Source organism: Mesorhizobium sp. P2_D1, assembly GCF_056404455.1.
In genome coordinates, this window is the sequence record NZ_JBFUDZ010000005.1 from 158,742 (window position 1) to 180,495 (window position 21,754).

Consider the following 21,754-nt stretch of genomic DNA (forward strand, 5'->3'; position numbering starts at 1 on the left):
CCTCAGTTCGCCAGTTCGCGTTCGACGTCGCGGGCCCAGTCGACGACGACCCTGTCGCCTGTCGCCAATGCCGCACCACCGCGCGAGCGCGACTGCAGCCTTGCTCCCTCTTCCAGGACAATCTCGTAGAGCGTGTCGGAGCCGAGGAAGGTGATGGCTGACACCGCTCCTCTGGCGTGGCCTGTGGCGTCATCGGATGCCGGTGATACGACGATGTGTTCGGGACGCACGACGATCGTCTTTGCAGGGTCGCGGCCAAGCGCTGCAMCCGGCAGCAGGTTGGACTCGCCGATGAAATCGGCAACGAAGCGGTCCTGCGGATTGTCGTAGATGTCGCGCGGCGTGCCGACCTGCAGCACGTCGCCACTGCGCATCACCGCGATCCTATCGGACATCGCGAGCGCCTCCTCCTGGTCGTGGGTGACCAGCACGAAGGTGATGCCGGTTTCGCGCTGCAGCCGCTTCAATTCGCTCTGCATGCCCTTGCGCAGCTTGAGGTCGAGGGCCGACAGCGGCTCGTCGAGCAAAAGCACGCTCGGCTTCGGAGCAAGGGCACGCGCCACCGCGACGCGCTGCTGCTGGCCGCCCGACAGTTGCGCCGGGCGGCGCGTGGCGAAGCCTTCGAGCCGCACCATTTCCAGTGCTTCCCTGACGCGCTCGTCGATCAGCGATTTCGGCGTGTTCTGCATTTCCAGCCCGAAGGCAACATTCTCGGCGACGCTCATATGCGGGAACAGCGCGTAGCTCTGGAACACCGTGTTGACCGGCCGTTTCTGCGGCGGCAAGGCGGCGACATCGCTGCCGGCGATGCGGATGGCGCCCGAGCTCGGCGCCTCGAAGCCGGCGATCAGCCGCAACAAGGTCGTCTTGCCGCAACCGGATGGGCCAAGCAGGGTGAAGAACTCATTGTCGTAGATTTCGAGGCTGACATGATTCAGGGCTTGACCCGGATCGGCGTCCCTGGTCACGAAGGATTTTGACACGCTTTGGATGTCGATCATAACCGGCAAATTCCTGGGACTGCGGTGAGATGGCCGTGCCTGCTGGGAACCATCACGGTCATTCGAAACCGTGCCTAAAAATTCGCTCCAAAATTATATTTGTCAACAAATAATATATTGTTTTTGCTCTCTGACACGTGAAAGTGTGGCAGGGAACCGGCTATCCTCCGCGCCCACCCCTTTGCGTGTCGTGATGGTACGCCGGTAGGTTCAGAGCACCTTGCCACTGTCGGGATCGAGCAGGTGCATATGGGCCATCCCGAGCGAGAGTGTCGCCACCTCGCCCGGCTTCGGCGTCGAAGCGGGATCGATGCGCGCCGTCGCCTCCGCGCCGGCGATCAGCACATGCAGCAGCGTCTCCATGCCCATCGGCTCGACCACCTCGACCGGCGCTTTGATGTCGACGACGTCGGGCCGCTCGCGCTGCTCGGTGATGTGCTCGGGACGCAGGCCGAATTCGAGTTCGCGCCCGGCATGGCTGGCATAGTGGGCCGTACGGGCAGCCGGGACGGCGAGGGCCGTGCCATCACCGAGCACGACTGCGAGCCGGTCGCCGCGCGCTTCCAGGCGGCACTTGAAGAAGTTCATGCCGGGGCTGCCGATGAAGCCGGCGACGAAGCGGCTGGCCGGTTCATGGTAGAGATCGTTGGGCGGCCCGATCTGCTCGATGCGCCCCTTGTTCATCACCACGACGCGGTCGGCCAGCGTCATCGCCTCGACTTGGTCATGGGTGACGTAGACTGTCGTGGTCGCGACCTTCTGGTGCAGCTTCTTGATCTCGGCGCGCATCTTCACCCTGAGCTTGGCGTCGAGGTTGGAGAGCGGTTCGTCGAACAGGAACACTTTCGGCTGCCGCACCATCGCGCGGCCCATCGCGACGCGCTGGCGTTGGCCGCCAGACAACTGGTGAGGCTTACGCTGCAGCAGTTCGCTGAGGTCGAGAATGTCGGCGACACGGGCGATGCGCTGCGTCACCTCGCCGTCCGGCACCTTGCGGATGCGCAGGCCGAAAGCCATGTTCTGCGCGACCGTCATCTGCGGATAGAGCGCGTAGCTCTGGAAGACCATCGCGATGTCGCGATCCCTGGCCTGGACGTTGTTGACCAGCCTGCCGCCTATATGGATCTCGCCGCCGCTCGGCCTGTCCAGTCCCGCCACCATGCGCAGCGTCGTCGACTTGCCGCAGCCGGACGGCCCGACGAGGACGACGAATTCGCCCTCTGCGATATCGAGATCGATATCGTGCACGACCTTCAGATTCTGGAAGCTCTTCGAAACCTTCCTCAGTTCGACGTCTGCCATGGCGCTATTCCCTTGCCGTGGGCGCGAACATGTCGAGCGCCAGTGCCGCGGCGCCGATCACGCCGGCGTCGTTGCCGTGTTCCACCGCCACGATCAAAGGTGGCCGGCCGGGCTTGAGCAGCACGAAATCCCTGACATTGCGGGCGATACGATCGGTGAAGAAAGGGCCGGCCAGCGCCAGGCCGCCACCGATGATCGCCGCCTCGATGTTGAGCATGTTCGACATGATGCCGATCATCTGACCGAGCCAGCGCGCCACCTCGTCGACGACCTGCAGCGCGATGGGGTCGCCTTCCTTGGCAAGATCGCAGACGGTCTCGGCGTTGGTGGCGTCGGTGTCCGGCTTGAGCTGGCGATAGCGATTGACGAGCGCGCGGGCGCTGGCGAGGTTCTCGACCATGCCCGGCACCGGATCGGCAATGTCGGTGCGGGCCGGATCGAGCGAGATGCAGCCGAGCTGTGGCGGCAACCCGTCCGGGCCGTCGATCACCTTGCGGTCGATGACCATGGCGCCGCCAATGCCGGTGCCGAGCGTCAGCAGCGCAAAGCGGGAGAAGGGACGACCGGCGCCGTGCCGCATCTCGCCATGGGTGGCGCAGACGGCATCGTTGCGGACGATGGCCGGGACGCCGAAGCGGATGCCGAACAGTCTTGACAGCGAACCCTTCAACAGCGCCGGGATCGCCGGGCATCGGCCATTCAGCATACCGGTCTCGGGATTTGGCGTGCCCGGCACACCAATGCCGATGGCCGTGATGTCCGGATACTGCCGCGTCAGCTCGTCGGTGGCCTTGGTGACCAGATGGACGAAATCCGCGAACTCGATATCCCGATGCACCGGGACAGCGCCGCGCGCCAGCACCTTGCCCGAACCGTCGACGGCGCCGAGCTTGACCAGGCTGCCGCCAATGTCGATTCCGATCGCGGTTACCATCAGGCCTCCTTGCGTATGCGCACGTTGAGCCTGCGTCCGAGATTGGGATAGATCATCTTGTCTGGATCGATGCCACGCGCGATCGCCAGTTCGCAGCCATACCATTGCAACGGGATCGGCGCCCAGCAACCGGCGAGCCATTGCTGTTGTGGCTCGGTCGGCCAGCTGACATCGAGGTCGAAGCGGGTCGGATGGCCGGAGAGGTTGAGGACGACCGTTCGCGGTCCGAGTTCGGCCAGAGCCTCGCCAAGATTGGCGGCGACCTTCGCCTCGGCCTCGGTCTGCGCGATGGCGATCACCAGGCTGTTGTCCGTCGTGCCATAGACATGCCCATGCAAAGCCTCCTCGGTGTCGAAGGCGGCTGTCGGCACGCCGCTGATCTCGGCGATCTTGAGCGATGCCTCGAGCGCGGTGCCGAGATGCGTCGCCTGTCCGGCGACCAGTATGTAATCCGGGACGCCGAAGCGGGCGACCAGATCCTTCGCTGCGGCGAGACCGGTTTCCGCTGTCTGCTCCAGTTGTCCGAGAAGCTTCGACAGATCGACCGTCTTGTTGGCTAGCTTGGCGGCAACCGCCAGCACCGAGATGACGGTGGCGGTATAGCCCATGGTCTTCGGGCCGACCGTCTCCGGGCCGATCGGCATGACGATCACCTCGGCACCGGTCTCGGTAATCAGGCTGCCCTCCTCACCAGTGATGACAAGGGTGGGAAACCCGCGCGCCACCGCCAGGCGCACCGCTTCGATCGTGGTGATGCTCATGCCGGACTGCGAGGCGGCCAGAACCAGCGTCCGCTGGTCCGATGCCTTGGGCGGCAAGCGCAGGAAAGCCTCCGGTTCCTTGGCGATCACCGAGGCGCCCGTCCCCTCCTCCAGCGCTTCAGCGCCAGCCAGCAGCGCATTCATCGAGGAGCCGGTGCCGAGCAGCACGATGCGCTGCGGCTTCTGGCGCAGGCTGGCGAACCGATCCAGATCCGCGCCGATGGCGGCGGGCAGCCCGGTCAGGGTCGAAGGCTGCCGGCGGATGTATTTGCCTATCTGCATCTTGATGTTCCATCAGTTCGAAATTGTAGAAGTCTTGCGAAAATCTGTCGGCCATGACGTCGGCTATTTGCTGTAGCCCTTGCTCAGGCCGCTGATGAACTGCCGCGAGAACAGGGTGAACAGCAGGACGAGTGGCACCGCGCCAAGCGTCAGCGCGGCGAGAAGTGCGGGGTAGTCGTTCATGAACTGGCCGACGAATTGCTGCACGCCGAGCGTCACCGTCTGGTTCTGCCGGCTTGGAGCCAGGATCAGCGGGAACCAGAGGTCGTTCCAGACCGGCAGCATCGTCAGCGCGGCCACCGCGGCGAGGCCGGGCCTGACCAAAGGCAGCACGATCCAGAAGGTGCGCAGCTCGCTTGCGCCATCCATGCGCGCTGCTTCCTTGAGATCTGTCGGAACGGTGCGGAAATATGTGACCATCAGCGTTACCGCGATCGGGATGCTCATGGCGGTGTAGACGAGGATGAGGGCCGCCAGCGTATCCATCAGCTTCCAGGCGAGCATCATCTGGATGAGCGGGATCGTGCCGAGCCGGATCGGCAACATGATGCCGAGCACGAACAGGCCAGCGAGCAGCGAGGCGACCCGCACGCGATATTCGACCAGGGCGAAGGCGGCGAGCGTCGACAGGACCACCGTCAGCACGATCGTCGTCACCGTGACGATCAGGCTGTTGCGGTAGTTGACGATGAAATTGCCGCGCGTGAAGACCCGCTTGTAGCCTTCGAGGCTGAAGGTCTTGGCCGTCGGCAGGTCGAACGGACCACCGAAGATCGCCGGCGTCGTCTTCAGCGAATTGATGATGACGATCAGCACCGGTCCTATGGCGAGCAGGACAAAGAGGATCAGCAGTGCGTGGACGATGATGCGCTCCAGCGTCCAGGGCTCGCGGTCCTGGCGGCGGCGGGTAACTGGCATGGTGAGGTCAGGGGCGCTCATGTCAGCTCCTAGACCGAATAGGATTTCAGGCGGCGCTGGATCAGCCAGAAATAGACCGATGTCACCAACAGAACCGTGAGGAAGATGATCGTCGCGACCGCGGCACCGAGGTCGAGATCGGCAAGCTGCCCGCTCGAACCGAAGAAGGTCCGGTAGAAATAGGTGCCGAGGATGTCGGTGCTGTAGTTGGGTCCGGGCGCCGATCCGTTGAGCGCGAACACTAGGTCGAAGCCGTTGAACGTCCAGATGTAGGTCAGGATCGCGATCAGGCCGAATTGCGGCGCGATCAGCGGAAACTTGATCTTCCAGAACGTCGTCCAGCCGCCAGCGCCATCGATATTGGCGGCTTCGGCCAGCGGCAGCACGGCAAAGACCAGGTAGACGGCCAGGGCCGGCAGCACGAACAGCAACAGGTTTCTGTAGGCGGCAGCGGGAGATATCAATTGATGACCTCTTGTTCACGCCGGCATGGATGTGCCGGCGTGCCCGAAGGCTTCGCGCATGCCTCGCCGGCTGGCAAGACATGCGCAAGGCGTTCCCGGATTACTTCTTTTGCGGTCCGTACCAGGAGGCGAGCCCGGTCTGAAGCTCGGTGGCGACCTGCTGAGGCGTGACGTCCGACTTGGTGAACATCACCTGCAGCAGACGCCAGGTCTCGTCGTCGAGCGGAGGCGTGCCGGCGCTCAGGCGATCCAGCGCCAGCCGCGGTGTCAGCTCAGCGCCTTTCTTGAGGTCGGCGAAATCCTGCGCCAGCTTGTTCTTGTAGGTGACCGGCTTGCTGCTCATGGCAAAGAAGCCGGGCGCGGCGTTGACATAGAGCTCCTGGAATTCGGGTCCGGCGACCCAGTCGAGGAAGGTCTTGGCCGCTTCCTTGTGCGTGCTCTTGGCATTGATGCCGATGCCCATGTCCGGCATCTCCTGCAGGTAGCGCTGGTCGCCCGCCTTCGGCACCGGCGGACCGAACACGCCGATATTGAGGCCGGTCGAGGTCGCCTGGTTGATGTCCCATGAGCCGTCCGGGAGGATGGCCGCCTTGCCGAGCGTGAACAGCTGCGTCATGTCGGCATAGTTCAGGCTTTCCTGCCCGGCCGGCAGGAACGGCTTCCAGGCTTCGAAGGCGGCGATGGCATCGACGAATTCGGGGTCRGTCAGTTTCTTCTTGCCGTCGATCAGGCCGAGCCGGCCCTCCTCGCCCTTCCAGTAGGCCGGACCGATGCTGTAGAGGCCGTTATAGGCGAGTTGCCAGGATTCGGCCGAGCCGTAAGCCAGCGGCGTATAGCGGCCGTCCTTCTTGATCGCCTGCAGCACATCGATGAACTCGGCGCTGGTGGTCGGCACCTTCAAACCCAGTTCCTTGAAGATGTCGGCGTTGTAGTAGAAGCCGGCGAGCACGGCGGCGACCGGCAGACAGTAGGCCTTGTCGTCGGCGCCCGACCAAGCGGCGCGGGACGTCTTGTCGAAGTTTTCCAGGCCCGGCAGCCCTTCCAGGGATTCGAAATAGCCGCGCTTGATCCATTCGCGATTCACGTCGAAGGGGCGGCAGGTGATCAGGTCGCCGCCGGCGCCGCCTTCGATCTGCGACTGGATGGCGGCGTTGTATTCATTGGTGTTGATCGGCGCGAACTCGACCTTGATGTCGGGATGCTTGGCTTCGAAGGCGGGCAGGATGGTGTCCTGCCAGACCGCGATATCCTCGGTCCGCCAGCTGTTCAAGGTGATGGTGACCGGGTCGGCAAAAGCGGCGCCTACGCCGCCTGAAAACATCACGCCAAGCGTCGCCGCCAGCGGGATCGATACACGCATGGAACGCATTTTCCTGCTCTCCCTCAAGATGGTGCCCCGTGTGGATTCACGATTTTGCACTGTTGCCTGGGACCATACCTACTGATACATGTTGTGACAAGTGGTATTGTGTTGTCTTTTCCTGTTGTATGGTTGTCCGGACTGGGCACCACCAAACCGACGGCAAGAAATTTGGGAGGATTTGATGATTGGAGTTGGAATTCTGGGCTCGGGCTTTATCGCCGAGACCTATGCGGATTCGCTGCTCGACGTACGCAATGCCGAACTCGTGGCCTGCTCCTCGCGCAGCTTCGAGCGCGCCGAAGCCTTCGCGAAAAAGTGGGGTCCAAAGGTCACCGCCCACAGGGATATCGACGCCCTGTGCGCCGATCCGGCGGTCGCGCTCGTGGTGATCGCGCTGCCCAACGAGATCCACCTTGAAGCCGTCAGGACCACTGCCAGGCACGGCAAGGCCGTCATCTGCACCAAGCCATTGGCGCGCACGGGCAAGGAAGCGCAGGAAATCCTCGATATCGTCCAGCGTGCCGGCATCTGGCATGGCTATGCAGAATGCGCCGTGTTTTCCCCCAACATCGCCAAGGCCCACCAGATGATACAGGCGGGCGGCATCGGCAATCTCCTCACCATGCGCGCCCGGGAAGCACATTCGGGGCCGCACGCGCCGCATTTCTGGAACGCCGAGCTCGCCGGTGGTGGCGCCCTGCTCGACATGGGCTGCCACACCGTCGAAAGCGCCCGCCACTTCTTCGGCAAGGACAATTTGATCACCGAGGTGATGGCGTGGGGCGCGACGCTGGTCCACGGTGATAAGACAACCGGGGAAGACACGGCGATCGCGCTGCTGAAATTCGCCGGCGGCCAGCTCGCGACGATCGAATCGTCGTGGATCGAAAAAGGCGGCATGCAGCTTCGCCACGAACTGGTCGGCTCGGCCGGCCGCATCGTCACCGACACATCCGTCGGCCCGGTCTGGGGTTTTATCGAAAAGCCGGTGGGCTACCTCGTCGAGAAGGCGGATTCCGAGACCGGCTGGGTCTATCCGGTGCCCGAGGAGACCCGGGCCTACGGTTTTTCACAACAGATGCGGCATTTTGTGGAACACTTCGCGGCTGGGACGACGCCACTGGAAACCTTCGAGGATGGGGTCATCGTTAACCAGGTAATTGACGCCTGCTACCGTTCGATGCGAACGGGCGTCTGGGAAAAGATCAGGGCAGATGGTAACTGAAATGGAGGGCTCGCCACTGCAGTCGGACGGACCCGAACCGCTCTGGCGACAAGCGGCCGATGCGATCCTGCAGGAGATCGCCGCCGGCAAGCTTGCTTCGGGCGCGCGGCTGCCGCCCGAGCGCGATCTGTTCACGCGCATGTCGATCAGCAGGGTGACCTTGCGCCGGGCCCTGCAAAGCCTTGTCGAGGAGGGTGTGCTGACGCCTTCGCATGGGCGCGGCTGGTATGTTTCGGCCAAGGTTCCGAAAGAGTTTCCCAACACGCTGGAATCCTTCAGCGAGACCGCCAGGCGTCTCGGTCTGGCGCCCTCCTCCGACGTGTTGCGCGCCGAGGAAGCACCCGCCTCGCTGGACGAGGCCGAGGAGCTGTCGATCGCACCCGGCGCGACGCTGTTCCACCTGGAAAGGATCCGCCGCCTCGACCAGGTTCCGGTCGCCGTCGACACCTCGTTCTTCGCCCTCGCCCTCGTCCCCGATCTCGGCCGCGTCGACTTCCGCACCGCGTCGCTGTTCGGCCTGCTGATCGATGCCGGCGTTGATCTGGCGCGCGCCGAAACCACGATCGAGGCGCGCGGCGCCGATCCTACCCTCGCGCGCCACCTCGACATCGACGTCGGCAAATCCACCCTGGTGATGCGTCAGCTCATCGTCGATGCGACCGGCCGGCCGCTACTGTCGTCTACAATCCGATATGCCGGCGACCGCTATCGCCTTCGCACGTCGTTTTCGCGGACAGGCCGGTCCGCGGGCCGCGCCGCTGGCTAGCCGCCGGATCGCAACCGTCCAGGCATGCTTGTCAACAACGGCGGCGCGCGAACGCCTCGCCGCGTGAAATGCTCTTTGCCGGGTGGAAATCCCGATGACACCCGGTACTATCTGCAAAAATATCGAAATCGGGAGGCTGCGGGTGCAGACCAAGAAGATCATCAATGACGGCAACCGCGCCGTCGACGAGATGCTGGAAGGCATCCTGGCCGCGCATCCCCGCCATCTCAAAAGCGTCGACGGCAGTTCACGCTCGATCATCGCCCGCGACGGACCGCGCCAAGGCAAGGTGGGCCTCGTCATCGGCGGCGGCTCGGGGCACGAGCCGAGCTTTCTTGGCTTCGTCGGCAAGGGGCTGGCCGATGCGGCGGCCATCGGCAACGTCTTCGCCTCGCCGCCGCCAGACCCGATCCTCGAATGCGCCAAGGCGGTCAGTGCGGGCGCCGGCGTCCTGTTCATGTATGGCAACTATGCCGGCGACGTGATGAATTTCGACATGGCCGCCGAGATGGCTGATATGGACGACATCGAGGTGCGCACGGTGCTGAGCACCGACGACGTCGCCTCGGCACCGCGCGACCAGCGGCACAAGAGGCGCGGCGTCGCCGGCAATTTCTTCATCTTCAAGGCGGCCGGTGCTGCCTGCGACCGGATGCTGTCCTTCGACGAATGCGAGCGCATCGCCGGGAAAGCCAACGAGAACACCTTCACCATGGGCGTCGCGCTGTCGCCCTGTTCGCTGCCGCAGACCCGCCGGCCGAATTTCGAGATCGGGCCTGACGAGATGGAGATCGGGATGGGCATCCACGGCGAGCCCGGCATCGCGCGCGGAAAACTGAAAACGGCCGACGAGATCACCGACGAGATGCTGGACAAGATCCTCGACGAGATGGCGCCGGCACGCGGCGACAAGGTCGCCGTGCTCGTCAATTCGCTTGGTTCGACGCCGCTGATGGAACTGTACATCATGAACCGGCGGGTGAAGCGCCGGCTTGATGACATCGGTGTATCCATTCACGCAACCTGGGTCGGCAACTACTGCACCTCACTCGAAATGGCCGGGGCCTCCATCACGCTACATCGGCTGGACGGCGAGTTGCAGACGATGCTGGACCACCCCTGCGACTGCGCCATGTTTCGCGCCGGCTAGACCATGATCCCGAAAAGTGGGGTTCCGGTTTTCGGAAAAGTTCATGGTCAAACAATAGACCTTCAGCGGCAAGGGACAAAGACATGACGACAATCGATACAGCCCGCCTTGCCGGCATGTTCGCGGCCATCGCGGACGCGATGTCAGCCGACAGGGACCGGCTGTGCGCGCTTGACGGTATTATCGGCGACGCCGACCATGGCATTGCGATGGAGCTCGGATTCTCCGCAGCACGCGATGCGGTAGCGGCACTGGACACCGGAGCCACCGATCCGACCACCTTGCTGAACACTGCGGCAAAGTCGTTTCTGAATGCCGTCGGCGCCTCCTCGGGTCCGCTCTATGCCACTGCGTTCATGCGCGGCGCGGCAGCCGTGAAGGGCAAGGCGTCGCTTGACGACGCCGACGCGGTCGCAATGTTCCAGGCCATGGCCAAGGGCATTCAGGATCGCGGCAAGGCCGAGCCGGGCGAAAAGACGATGATGGACGCGTGGGGTCCGGCAGCGCAGGCGGCGGGCGAGGCGCTGGCCTCCGGCAAGGGTCTGGTGGACAGTCTCGAGGCTGCTGCCCAGGCGGCGAAGGCAGGCGCGGAAGCGACCAAGGCAATGATCGCCGCCAAGGGCCGGGCGTCGCGCCTCGGCGAACGCTCGCTTGGCCATATGGATCCAGGCGCCGCGTCCGCCGTAACCGTGATCGAGGCGATGCGGGTCGCCCTGACCGGCTGATCAGGAGCGAGTCCCGCCTTCAGCGCTTGCTGTCGAGCTTGTCGATGGCCTGCACGTTTGCGGCGGAGGGGCCGTTCGGATCGAACTCCGAGGCCAGCCATGCGTCGGCGATCGATTTCGCCAGTTCGGGACCGATGACGCGGGCGCCCATGGTGATGATCTGTGCGTTGTTGGACTTGGCGGCGCGCTCGGCGGAATAGGTATCGTGGGTCAATGCGGCGCGAATTCCCGGGACTTTGTTGGCGGATATGCTGACGCCAATGCCGGTACCGCAGAACAGGATGGCCCGGTCGTAGTTGCCGTCCAGAATTTCGTGACCGACCTTGGCGGCGATATCGGCGTAGAATCCGGCCTGGCTAAGATCAATCACCTGCAGCTCCGGCTTCGTGGCGAGATGCTTGGCGATGACGTCGAGCAGCGGTTTGCCGGCGCTGTCGGCTCCGAGTGCTATTTTCATGGCATGAACTCCTTTGCTTCCTACTGTAATGGTCAGCGCTCGATGGCGGCCGACGCCTTTTTCAGGATGTCGATATAGCCTTCCGCTTGCCACGCCGAACGGCCAATGAACAGGCCATCGACATGCGGCTGGCCGATCAGTTCGGCCGCGTTGCCGGGATTGACGCTGCCGCCGTAAAGCACGGGCGGCGCGTTCGCCATCCGGCTTGCGGCGACCTCTTTGATCAGCGCCTGCTGCTTGTCGGCATAGTCGGCGCTGGCCGGGATACCCTTCTCGCCGATCGCCCAGACAGGCTCGTAGGCAAAGAGGATTTCGGCCGACAATTCGCCGTCCTCGAGCCCTTGCAGCGCACCGAGAACCTGCGCGGTCAAAACGTCATCGGCGCGCCCGCCTTCGCGTTCGGTCAACGTCTCGCCGACGCAGATCAGCGGCACCAAACCGTGCCTGACCGCCGCAGCCGTCTTCAATCCGACAGTCGCATCCGTTTCGCCGAAATGCTCGCGACGCTCGCTATGGCCGAGTTCGATCAGATCGAGCCCACAATCCTTCAGCATCACCGGCGAAACCTCTCCCGTCCAGGCCCCGGCGTCGGCCCAATGCATGTTCTGGGCGCCGACCTTCACGCGGGTCTTGGCCAGCGCCGCCTTGACCTCGCGCACGGCGGTGAACGGCGGAATGACGAACGGTTGTATCGCCTGGTCGAAACCAGGCACGAACGCCGCCAGCACATCGGCGAACTGGAGGGCCTCCGCCAGCGTCTTGTTCATCTTCCAGCTCGTGCCGACCCAATATGGGGCCATTCTTTTTCTCCTTCGATCCTTTTGCGGCCGCCATCGGCGACGGCTTTCAGGCGACGTATTCGTTCAGGCCCGAGGCTTGAGACTGTCGCGGCCGCTGTCGATGTAAGGTGCCCAGAAATCCACCGACTCGCGGATCATCTCGATAACCTGATGATCGACCGGTTCCCTCTCCCTGAAGGAAAGTTCGAGGCAGATTTCGTTGTCGGTTCCGCCACCCTGCCGCACGGTGTCGAGCAGCTTCTGCGGAACTATGCGGCCGTCCTTGTTGTAGGCAGCCGTGAACGGCCAGTGTCCACCCTTGTTCATCGAAGACTGCTTAATGTGGATGATCGGCGACTGCAGTGGAAACGCCTTCGCCCAGGCATAAGGATCGGTGTCGGCAGGATTTGGCGAGGTGACGTCGCCATGGTCGATATCCACCATCATCTTCATCGGGATCGGCAGCTTCGCCGCATCGATGGCACTCTGCAGCGTCATGCAGCTTTCGATCGTGTGGCCAAATTCCCGGCCCACCGACATCGGCTCCCAGAACAAGTATGTCAGCCCCGCCGCCTTGGCGTGTTCGGCCACCTCGCGCCAGCATTCAAGCGCGATGTCGAGAAGTGCAGCGCGCCGCTGCGGATCGTCAAAGTCCCTGTAGGTGAATATGGCGAATTGCGTGCCCATGCCTGGAGCACCGAGTTCGGCGGAAATGTCGGCAAAGGTCTTGAACCAGTCGACATAGTAGCGCCGGACATCCGGGTCCGGATGGCCGAAATGATTGAGCCGGCCATAGGGTCCGGTCATGCCGGAGGTGATCCTGACGCCGGTCCGCGAAAGCGCCCGGTTGAACAAGCGCAGGAATTTGGCAATCGTCGCCGCCGGCCAGCCCGGATTGACGAATTCGTGCGTCAGTTGCACGTCGCGGATACCGATGCCGTAGGCAATGGCGTCGATCAGGTCGTCGGGATCGGCGAAGCGATTGACCAGCGGATTGGTGTTGAGGGAAAGCGTGAAGGCCATCAGTCTGCCGCCGCCATGATGTTGCCGAACCAGTCTTCGAACGTCCTCCGCTCGGCTGCATCGATATGCAGGCCATGCTTGGTGCGGCGCTCCAGTATGTCGGCTGATGTGCCGGCCCATTCGGTGTCGACCAGGAACTTTGCCTCCCGTTCATAAAAATCGGGTCCGAAGCGGCGGCCGAGATCCGCCTCGCTTTGGGTGCCGGCGAGCAATTGCCTGGCGCGGCTGCCATAGCTTCGAGCGTAGTGTTTCACCAGCGACGGGCCGAGCCACGGAAACTCAGTGTGCAGGTCGCTCAAGAACTGTTCGAAGTCCGCATTCGGCAGGTCGCCCCCCGGCAAGGGAATTTTGGCAGTCCAGGCATTCTTCATCGCCGGAAAGAACGGCTGGATTTTTTCCAGCGCATGTTCGGACAGCTTGCGGAAGGTGGTGATCTTGCCGCCAAACACCGAAAGCAGCGGTGCGCCGCCGTTCGGAGCGTCGAGTTCGAAGATATAGTCGCGCGTCACCGCGCTCGGATTGTCGGCATTGTCGTCATAGAGCGGGCGCACGCCGGAGAAGCTGTAGACCACGTCCCCTGGTGTCAGCTGTCGCTTGAAATAGCGATTGACCACTTTGATCAGATAATCGACTTCGCTTGGCTCGGCGGCCACTTCCTCCGGCCTGCCTTCGTAGGGAATGTCGGTCGTGCCGATCAGCGCCAGATCGTTCTCGTAGGGGTTGACGAAGATCACCCGCTTGTCGCTGTTCTGGATGAGATAGGCCTGCCGTCCCTCCCAGAATTTGGGCACGACGATATGGCTGCCCTTTACAAGCCGAACATTGCGGGTGGAATTCTGCCCGGCGACGCGGCTGACAATGTCGTTGACCCACGGCCCTGCCGCATTGACGAGCGCCCGCGCGCGGATTTTCGTCACCGCACCAGTGCGGCCATCCTGCATGTCGATCGACCACAGTCCGTCTTCGCGGCGGGCGGCGACACAAGCGGTCCGCGTAAACACGCTGGCGCCGCGCTGGCTGGCGTCCAGGGCGTTGAGCAGCACAAGGCGCGCATCGTCGACCCAGCAGTCGGAATATTCGAAACCGCGCTTGAATTCGTCCTTGATCGGCGCCCCTTCCGGCGCTGTTCGGAGATCGAGCGTCCTGGTTCCCGGCAGCCGCTTGCGGCCGCCGAGGTGATCGTAAAGAAACAGTCCGAGCCGGACCAACCACGCCGGCCTGTCTTCGGGACTGTGCGGAAGAACGAAGCGCATGGGCCAGATGATGTGCGGCGCCGCCTCGAGCAGCACTTCGCGTTCGATGAGCGCCTCGCGAACCAGCCGGAATTCATAATATTCCAGATAGCGCAGGCCGCCATGCACCAGTTTGCCGGAGCGAGAGCTGGTACCTTGCGCCAGATCGTCCTTTTCGCACAGGATGACGGACAGCCCGCGACCTGCCGCATCACGCGCGATGCCGGCCCCGTTGACGCCGCCGCCAATCACGAAGAGATCAACTGTATCACTCAAGACCTTACTCCTGTGCACCCGGGATGCGGGTGAGCGGCCGGTGCGCCATGGCTTTCCACACCGGCCGAAGCGCCTGGCGCGCCGCAACGAAGGAAGGGAAGAGCGCATCGTAGCTTTGCGAAAGCGCCTCGTCATAGGCATCGCAGTCGCCGAGAAGCGGCGTCACCCACTCGGCGGCGCAGTCGTCCATCGATCGATAGACGCCAAGGCCGACCGCGGCCATCATCGCCGCACCTGCGGCTCCTGCTTCCTGGCGGCTGCTCGTTCGCACTTGCGCCCGGGTCGCCGCCGCGATGATGCGACGCAGGGACGGGCTGCGCGCGGCGCCGCCCGATAGCCGGATCTCGCCCGGCATCGTGCCCATCGCCTGGTAGCAATCGCGGGCTGCGAAGGCCAACCCCTCGAGGACGGCGCGTGCCAGATCGCCAAAGCCGTGCTTGACTGAAAGGCCGATGAAGCCTGCGCGCGCATCAGGGTCGACGAACGGTCCGCGTTCCCCGGCGAGCGAAATATAGGGCTGATAGACCAGCGATCCCGGTTCCGATCCTTCCACCCAGACGTCGAGCGCCTTCAGCAAATCGTCGCGCGAGAGCTCGGCGCCGCCGGCGGTGAGCACGTCGCGTGCAAGGCCAAGCAGCCAGTCGATGTTGAGCGTCGCCGCCATGTTGGACTGCAACTGTGCAAAGGCACCCGGAATAGGCATGGCAATCGTGTAGCCGGATCCATCGCCGTTGAGCACGACATCGCCAGGTGTGCGGGCGAAGCGCGTATGTATGCCGGTCGAGCCGATAACCGTGCAGCCGACATTGCCTGAGGGATCATAGAGGCCGGCTCCCAGCGCCGTCATGACCATATCCACATAACCCAGGACAACCGGCGTACCTTCGAGCAGGCCGGTCTCTCCTGCCGCCGATCGCGACAGCGGGTGATGGTCGGTGGTGCCCTCAAGCATGGGAGGCAACAGGCGGCGATGCGTCGTCAGATCCAGAATGTCGAAGACTTCGTCGGAATAGCTGCGCGAGCGAAAATCGCCGAAGGTGAAGGTTCCTTCGGACGGGTCGGTGGCGCGTTCACCCGTCATCCTGAAGTAGAGCCAATCCTTGCAATGCAGTGCGGTCGCCGCCTGCTGCAGCATGTCCGGATCGTTCTTTTTCATAAAGGCAAGCTGGGCGCCCTGCTGGCAGGAGTTGAGCCCCGTGCCAGTCAGTTCAAACCGCGTGCGATCGCGGGGATCGGCGCGCATCACGTCCACCAGGTGTCCGGCGCGGGCGTCGAGCCACAGCCACGCGCGCCCGACCGGCAAGCCGTCGCCATCGATCAGCCAGGTTCCGTCGCCCTGCCCGGTGATGGCAACCGCCGCGGTTCGTTGCGCGAGGTCGGGAATTTTGGTCGCCAGGTCGCGAACCGTCCGCGCCATGTCGCGCCATGTCTGATCGAGGTCCTGCTCGGCGCCGCCGCCCTCCAGCGTAACGAAGCTGTTGTTCACCGACGTCATGGCGAGCTGCCGGCCGGACAGATCGAACGCGACCGATTTGATCACCGACGTTCCCGCGTCGATCCCGATCAGCAGATCTTTCATGCCGCAAATTCCGGTTGGTTGCGAAGGCGGTTCACAGGGACGTTGTCTGAAGCCGTAGAAGAGGCAGGGAGTGTCCGCAAGGACACCCCCTGTGCAGGTTTYACTCCGACAGCACGAAGGGTGCSGTGTACTTGTCGACATTGTCCTTGGTGATGAGAAGGCAATCGAACAGCTGCTTCTCGGTCGCCGCACCGGTGGCGCCAGACTTGATGAACGAGTCCGCCTGCTGCACGGCCTTGGCCGAGAAGATGGCGACTGGCTGCAGCACGGTGTACTGCAGTTCGCCGGACTTGATTGCCGCAACCGCGTCCGGAGAGCCGTCGAAGCCGCCGACCTTGATGCCGGAGAGCTTGCCGGCTTCCTTCAGCGCGGCAACCGCGCCGAGCGCCATTTCGTCATTGCCACTGATCACGGCGATGATGTCGGGATTGGCCTGCAGCATGCTCTGCATCTTGTCGTGGCCCTTGGTACGATCCCAGTCGGCGACCTGCGAAGCAGCCTTTTCGAGGTCCGGATATTGGCTCAGGACGGTCGCGTAACCGTTGGAGCGCGTGGCGGCGTTATTGTCCGACGGGGCGCCGAGCAGTTCGACATATTTGCCCTTTTCGCCAACTGCCTGCACCCATTGCTGGGCGCCCAGAGCAGCACCCTGGGCATTGTTGGAAACGAGCTGCCCCTTGGCGAGACCTTCCTGATTGATCTCGGCGTTGACAAGGAAAACCGGGATGTTGGCGGCAATCGCCTTCTTCACCGCACCGACGGAGCCGTCGGCATTGGCCGGATCAAGGATGATCGCCACGGACTTGTTGGTGATGGCGGTGTCGATCAGGTTGCTTTCCGTGTTGGTGTCGCCCTTGTGGGCGGCGACGTTGGCCGTATAGCCGAGCTTCTCGGCTTCGGCCTTGGCGACATTGCCCTCCGTCAGCCAGTAGGGGTTGGCCGGATCATTGACGATGATCGAGATCAGGCCCGCGGCCGACGCGGCGGCCGTGAACCCGACAACCATCGCAGCGGCAAGCAGACTTTTCAGCATGGTTTTCATATACATTCCTCCAAATGATTTACGCGGTGTTGCTGCCAGTCACCTGGCAGTCTTCCCTTGGGCAGGATTGGCCGGCTCGGCCTTCCCCCGTTGCTGAGAAGTCGGTTGGCCGCCCGTCGAAGCCGGGAGCTTGCTACGGCGGCGATACTGAACGGCATTGAGAAGCACGGCGAGCACGATGACGGCGCCGGTGAACACTGTCTGCCAGTAGGACGAGATGCCGATGATCACCAGACCGTCGGAAAGGAAGCCGATGACGAAGGCGCCGAGCAGGGTTCCGCGGATGTTACCGCGCCCTCCGGTCAGCGCCGCGCCGCCGATGACGACGGCCGCAATGGCCGTCAATTCGTAGGTGGTGCCGGCGGTCGGACCCGCCGACGTCAGCTGCGAGGACAGGATCAGGCCGGCAATGGCGGCACAGATGCCTGACAGCACATAGACGGAAACCTGCACCGTCTTGACCGGAACACCCGACAATTCGGCCGCGCGCTCGTTGCCGCCTGATGCATAAAGCCAGCGCCCGAAAGCGGTGCGGTTCAAGACGATGCTGCCGATGAGTGCGATGACCACCAGAACCACCACGCCGGTCGGCACGCCGAACAGGCGGTTGAAGCCGAGCGCGTCGAAGCCGGTGTTTCCCAGCTCCGGCTTGCCGCCGAGGTTGTTGTAGGTCAGGCCGCTGGTCATCAGCAGCGCCAGGCCGCGGGCCATGTACATGACGCCCAGCGTGGCGACGAAGGCCGGAACCTTGAAGCGCGCGATGAGCACGCCGTTGATCAACCCGACGCCGGCGCCCAGCATGCAGGCAATCACCGCGACCACCCAGACCGGCGGGTAGAGAACGACACCCAGCCACGTCAGCGTCACGCCTTGCATCAAAAATCCGGCAACGACGCCGGCCAAGCCCAGCGTCGACCCCACCGACAGATCGATGCCGCCATTGAGGATGACGAGCAGCATGCCGACCGCGAGAATTCCGAAGATGGCGACATGCGAGGCCATGGTCAGGAAATTCGCCACCGAGAGGTAGTAGGGCGACAGGATCGAGAAGACGACGATGATGACGATCAGGGCAAAGAAGGCCCGGCCCTCGAGCAGCAGCTTGGCGAGATCGAAGCCTTCGCCGCGCGCGCTTGCACTGGACTGTTTTCTGGCCTGGCTGACGTCGGTCATGATCGGGGCTCCGATATTCATGGTGATCAGGCGACCACGGCTTCGCCGGAGGCGGCCATGATCTGCTCTTTGGTGGCGCTGGCGCCGAATTCCGCTGAAATCCTGCCCCGGCGCATCACCACGATCCGGTGCGCGATGCTGAGGCACTCGTTGACCTCGGAGGTCGAGAAGACGACCGCAAGGCCCTGCGCGGCGCGTTCGCTCAGCAAGCGGAAGACCTCCGCCTTGGCGCCGACATCGATGCCACGGCTCGGCTCGTCGAGGAGGATGACCTTGGGGTTGGTCGTCAGCATTTTGCCGATGACAACCTTCTGCTGATTGCCGCCCGATAGCGATCCGATCATGGCATTGCCGCCCGCGGTCTTGACGGTCACCTTGCGGATCGAGTCCTCGACCAGCTCCCGCTCCCTGGAGCGGGACAGAAACAGCCCTTTTGCGAACGCCTCGATGCTGGCAAGCGAAAGATTGCGGCCAACGGTCATCGTCTGCACCAGCCCGTCGCGCTGGCGGTCCTCGGGGACGAGCACAAGACCTTTGGCGATGCGCTGGGCTATGCTCAGTCTCGAGACATCCTCGCCTTCCAGCAGCGCCCGGCCGCCCGCCATCGGCATCCGCCCGGCGACGGCTTCCAGCAATTCCGTACGTCCGGCGCCCATCAGCCCATAGATGCAGACGATCTCGCCCGCCCTGACATCCAGCGACAGGTGATCGACGACGGAATAGCCCGAGCCCGAAGCGTCTATGACGCTGACATCCTCGATCGACAGGGCGACCTCGCCGAACGCATGGCCTGTCGGCGGCGAGCCGAGATCGAAATTCTCGCCGACCATGTTGCGGACGATCCACTCGAGATCGATGTCCCGGGCTTCGGCCGTTGCCGTGATCGCGCCGTCGCGCAAGACAACGGCGTAGTCGGTGATCTGCAGAGCCTCTTCGAGGTGATGTGAAATGTAGACGATGGAAACGCCGCGGCTGGTCAGGTCGCGGATCACCTTGAACAGCACCTCCACCTCGGTTGCGCTGAGCGCCGAGGTCGGTTCGTCCATGATGAGGATGCGCGAGTCGACCGACAGTGCCCGCGCGATCTCGACGATCTGCTGCTGGCCGAGACGCAAATCCTCGACCAGGGTCATCGGATCTATGTCTTCTTCGAGATCGGCCATCAGCGCGCGCGCCTGGCGCGATTCCTCGGCGAAGTCGAGGCCGGTCCTGGTGCGCAGTTCGCGGCCCATGAAGATGTTGTCACGAACGCTGAGGTTCGGCGCCAGGCTGAGTTCCTGGTGGATGATCGAGATGCCGCGATCGCGCGCGTCCGAGGACGAGGAAAAACTGACGAGATTGCCGTCAAGCACGATGTCGCCCGATGTCGGCGTGACGACGCCGGACAGGATCTTCATCAGCGTCGACTTGCCGGCGCCATTCTCGCCGAACAGTGTGGTGACCTTGCCGCGATGGATGTCGAAATTGACGCCCTTGAGCGCGTGAACGCCACCATACGACATGACGATGTTGCGCGCCGAAAGCACGGCGTCGCCATTCGCGGGCGCGGTGTCGGCAGCCGATTTCATTGCACCTCCAGCCTCACCGGAGTGACCAGCCAGCTCTTCGGATTGACCAGCTTGAACGCGCCGACCAGCGATATGGTCTTACCGGTCAGGGCGCTCGTATCGACCTTTGCCAGGACTTCCTTCTTCATCTCGTTGTTCAGCGCCGAGCCGGCGTCCTGATATTCGATCTGGTTGGTGAATTGGCCAAATGTGATCTTGCCGGTGGCGTCACGCAGCTCGGTGCCGTTGATCGCCGGCCCCGTCTGTACGCGAACCTGCAGCGTGTCCGGCACGCCCTCGACGGCGACCTTGTAGATGCCCGATTTTCCCTCGCCGACGACGCCGGTGAACTTGACCGAGATGACCGGTCCGACGCCCGCCGGCACGCCGTATTCCTTCTCGGCCGTCGCCCTGTCCTTGGCGATCGCGGTTGCCACCGTCACCGCGTCGGCCGCTCGCGCTTCGACATCGGCCTGCACCTTGGGAAATTCCGACTTGCCATAGTCGGCCGCCGAAAAGACGGCGCTGCGAACGTCGCCCGCGGATCCGATCCTGACCACCTTGGTGTCGAGCGCCATGGCGCCGAGCAGGACGACAACCGCGGCGCCGGCAAGGATGCGGCGCAGGCCGGGCGAGACCTGCCGGGTCGGTGCGGTGGTGGCCTTCGCGCTCATGATGCAAACACCGGCGATGCGGGTTTTCCGTTGTCACGCATTCGACGATCCTCCGTTCACATGGCGCTTCGCCGCGCCGGCAGCTCCATTGGATTGGTTCAGTTCCACAAGGGCACGGGCGGTGCATTCATCGGTGATCAGGCCGCTCAGGTAACGGCTTTCGAGCACTGCTTTGATCGCCCGCACTTTCACCTTGCCGCCGGCGACGGCGACAATCCTGCGGCCTTTCAATTGGTCCCGCGGCAGCGCCAGGATTCTTTCCGACAGCGCCGTTTCCACAGGGCGCCCTTTGTCGTCGAAGAAGTGGGCGAGCAGCTCGCCGACGCCGCCATCGCGCTTGACCTCATCGATTTCGGAATGCTCGATCATGCCGGTTGCGACCAGCGAAGCTTCCCGCTCGGCGGTCCCTATGCCGACGAACATCAGGTCGGACCGGCTTGCCAATGCGAAGACATCGCTGATGCCGCGCTGGCCAAGCAGCACCTCGCGGTCCTCGGCGGTGTTGGCGACGAAAGGCACCGGCATGACATAGGCCTGCGCGCCGGTCCGTTCGGCCAGCCGATGCATGACGTCGTGCGGGTTGGCCGCAAATTTGCGCGTCACGCCGCCAAGCAGCGAAACGAAACGGATATGGGCGGCAGGAGTGCGCGTCAGATATTCGACGCTGGCCGCGAGGGTGCGGCCATGGCCGACGCCGATCAGCATGTCTTCGCCACGATCGATCTCGCGCTTCAGGAACTGCGCACCGGCGATGCCCAGTCCCCTGAGCGGCAGGTCTTCCTGATCCAGATCCGGAACCACCTCGCAATAATCGAGCCCGTATGCGGCGGTCAGGCGCTGCTCCAACTCCACACACTCGGCGACGTCGCCGTCGATAAAGACCCTGACCAAACCTTCCTGGTTGGCCTTGGTGATGAGCCGATGCGCCTTGAGGCTGGTCAGGCCAAGCCGCTTGGCGACCTGGGCCTGCGTGAGACCCCCGGCAAAGTGAAGCCACGCCGCGCGTGTGGCGAGGCTGGACTCGTGGTCGCGGTTAGCGGTTCCGCCAGATTTCAAGCCATCTCCTCCCCGGGATGATATT

Annotated in this window: 21 protein-coding genes; 4 read left to right on the forward strand and 17 right to left on the reverse strand. The window is 63.5% G+C overall.

The window, feature by feature from the left end:
- Window positions 1–2 precede the first annotated feature (2 nt).
- From AC1D0I_RS07060 to AC1D0I_RS07090, 7 genes are all read right to left on the reverse strand, one after another.
- The gene (locus AC1D0I_RS07060; RefSeq protein WP_477393972.1) at window positions 3–1,001 is read right to left on the reverse strand and encodes an ABC transporter ATP-binding protein; all 999 of its coding nucleotides are present in this window, start codon (window positions 999–1,001) and stop codon (window positions 3–5) included.
- Window positions 1,002–1,211: 210 nt separating this feature from the next.
- Entirely contained in the window at window positions 1,212–2,303 is a 1,092-nt protein-coding gene (locus AC1D0I_RS07065) for an ABC transporter ATP-binding protein (protein ID WP_477300938.1), read from the reverse strand.
- A 4-nt stretch (window positions 2,304–2,307) separates the two neighbouring features.
- Window positions 2,308–3,237 carry an ROK family protein gene (locus AC1D0I_RS07070; RefSeq protein ID WP_477300940.1) on the reverse strand — a complete coding sequence of 310 codons (930 nt, stop codon included), beginning with the start codon at window positions 3,235–3,237 and terminating at the stop codon, window positions 2,308–2,310.
- Window positions 3,237–4,280, reverse strand: a complete 1,044-nt coding sequence (locus AC1D0I_RS07075; RefSeq protein ID WP_477300942.1) for an SIS domain-containing protein — start codon at window positions 4,278–4,280, stop codon at window positions 3,237–3,239. Before AC1D0I_RS07075 ends, AC1D0I_RS07070 begins: the two co-directional genes overlap by 1 nt.
- Window positions 4,281–4,343: 63 nt before the next feature.
- The gene (locus AC1D0I_RS07080; protein WP_477394042.1) at window positions 4,344–5,198 is read right to left on the reverse strand and encodes a carbohydrate ABC transporter permease; all 855 of its coding nucleotides are present in this window, start codon (window positions 5,196–5,198) and stop codon (window positions 4,344–4,346) included.
- A 29-nt stretch (window positions 5,199–5,227) separates the two neighbouring features.
- On the reverse strand, window positions 5,228–5,662 hold the full coding sequence (locus AC1D0I_RS07085) for a carbohydrate ABC transporter permease (RefSeq protein WP_477393974.1): 435 nt from the start codon (window positions 5,660–5,662) through the stop codon (window positions 5,228–5,230).
- A 100-nt stretch (window positions 5,663–5,762) separates the two neighbouring features.
- Window positions 5,763–7,022, reverse strand: coding sequence for an ABC transporter substrate-binding protein (locus AC1D0I_RS07090; RefSeq protein WP_477393976.1), 1,260 nt, complete (start codon window positions 7,020–7,022; stop codon window positions 5,763–5,765).
- A gap of 184 nt (window positions 7,023–7,206) precedes the next feature.
- On the opposite strand from AC1D0I_RS07090, the gene AC1D0I_RS07095 reads away from it, so the two are divergent.
- From AC1D0I_RS07095 to dhaL, 4 genes are all read left to right on the forward strand, one after another.
- Entirely contained in the window at window positions 7,207–8,250 is a 1,044-nt protein-coding gene (locus AC1D0I_RS07095; protein ID WP_477393978.1) for a Gfo/Idh/MocA family protein, read from the forward strand.
- A complete protein-coding gene (locus tag AC1D0I_RS07100; RefSeq protein ID WP_477393980.1) occupies window positions 8,240–9,016 on the forward strand; it encodes a GntR family transcriptional regulator in 777 nt (258 codons plus the stop codon). The genes AC1D0I_RS07095 and AC1D0I_RS07100 overlap by 11 nt, the downstream gene beginning before the upstream one ends.
- A 142-nt stretch (window positions 9,017–9,158) precedes the next feature.
- Window positions 9,159–10,166 (forward strand): dihydroxyacetone kinase subunit DhaK, encoded by a 1,008-nt coding sequence (locus AC1D0I_RS07105; RefSeq protein ID WP_477393982.1) that lies wholly within the window; start codon window positions 9,159–9,161, stop codon window positions 10,164–10,166.
- 83 nt (window positions 10,167–10,249) lie between these two features.
- Window positions 10,250–10,891, forward strand: coding sequence for a dihydroxyacetone kinase subunit DhaL (gene dhaL, locus AC1D0I_RS07110; protein ID WP_477393984.1), 642 nt, complete (start codon window positions 10,250–10,252; stop codon window positions 10,889–10,891).
- 19 nt (window positions 10,892–10,910) lie between these two features.
- Here dhaL and derI read toward each other — a convergent pair whose 3' ends face one another.
- From derI to AC1D0I_RS07160, 10 genes are all read right to left on the reverse strand, one after another.
- The gene (derI, locus tag AC1D0I_RS07115) at window positions 10,911–11,348 is read right to left on the reverse strand and encodes a D-erythrulose-4-phosphate isomerase (RefSeq protein WP_477393986.1); all 438 of its coding nucleotides are present in this window, start codon (window positions 11,346–11,348) and stop codon (window positions 10,911–10,913) included.
- A 32-nt stretch (window positions 11,349–11,380) separates the two neighbouring features.
- Entirely contained in the window at window positions 11,381–12,148 is a 768-nt protein-coding gene (locus AC1D0I_RS07120; protein ID WP_477393988.1) for a triose-phosphate isomerase, read from the reverse strand.
- Between the two features lie 63 nt (window positions 12,149–12,211).
- Window positions 12,212–13,150, reverse strand: a complete 939-nt coding sequence (locus AC1D0I_RS07125) for a sugar phosphate isomerase/epimerase family protein (protein WP_477393990.1) — start codon at window positions 13,148–13,150, stop codon at window positions 12,212–12,214.
- On the reverse strand, window positions 13,150–14,658 hold the full coding sequence (locus tag AC1D0I_RS07130) for a glycerol-3-phosphate dehydrogenase (protein ID WP_477393992.1): 1,509 nt from the start codon (window positions 14,656–14,658) through the stop codon (window positions 13,150–13,152). Before AC1D0I_RS07130 ends, AC1D0I_RS07125 begins: the two co-directional genes overlap by 1 nt.
- A 4-nt stretch (window positions 14,659–14,662) precedes the next feature.
- Window positions 14,663–16,237 carry an FGGY family carbohydrate kinase gene (locus AC1D0I_RS07135; RefSeq protein ID WP_477393994.1) on the reverse strand — a complete coding sequence of 525 codons (1,575 nt, stop codon included), beginning with the start codon at window positions 16,235–16,237 and terminating at the stop codon, window positions 14,663–14,665.
- Between the two features lie 100 nt (window positions 16,238–16,337).
- Window positions 16,338–17,279: a D-ribose ABC transporter substrate-binding protein gene (locus AC1D0I_RS07140; RefSeq protein WP_095081092.1), complete on the reverse strand. Its 942-nt coding sequence runs from the start codon at window positions 17,277–17,279 to the stop codon at window positions 16,338–16,340.
- Window positions 17,280–17,318: 39 nt separating this feature from the next.
- The gene (locus tag AC1D0I_RS07145; RefSeq protein ID WP_095081090.1) at window positions 17,319–18,452 is read right to left on the reverse strand and encodes an ABC transporter permease; all 1,134 of its coding nucleotides are present in this window, start codon (window positions 18,450–18,452) and stop codon (window positions 17,319–17,321) included.
- 26 nt (window positions 18,453–18,478) lie between these two features.
- Window positions 18,479–20,020, reverse strand: a complete 1,542-nt coding sequence (locus AC1D0I_RS07150) for a sugar ABC transporter ATP-binding protein (RefSeq protein ID WP_477393996.1) — start codon at window positions 20,018–20,020, stop codon at window positions 18,479–18,481.
- Window positions 20,017–20,673, reverse strand: a complete 657-nt coding sequence (locus AC1D0I_RS07155; protein ID WP_477393998.1) for a DUF2291 family protein — start codon at window positions 20,671–20,673, stop codon at window positions 20,017–20,019. The genes AC1D0I_RS07150 and AC1D0I_RS07155 overlap by 4 nt, the downstream gene beginning before the upstream one ends.
- A gap of 33 nt (window positions 20,674–20,706) precedes the next feature.
- Window positions 20,707–21,729, reverse strand: a complete 1,023-nt coding sequence (locus tag AC1D0I_RS07160; RefSeq protein WP_477394000.1) for a sugar-binding transcriptional regulator — start codon at window positions 21,727–21,729, stop codon at window positions 20,707–20,709.
- Window positions 21,730–21,754: the final 25 nt, after the last annotated feature.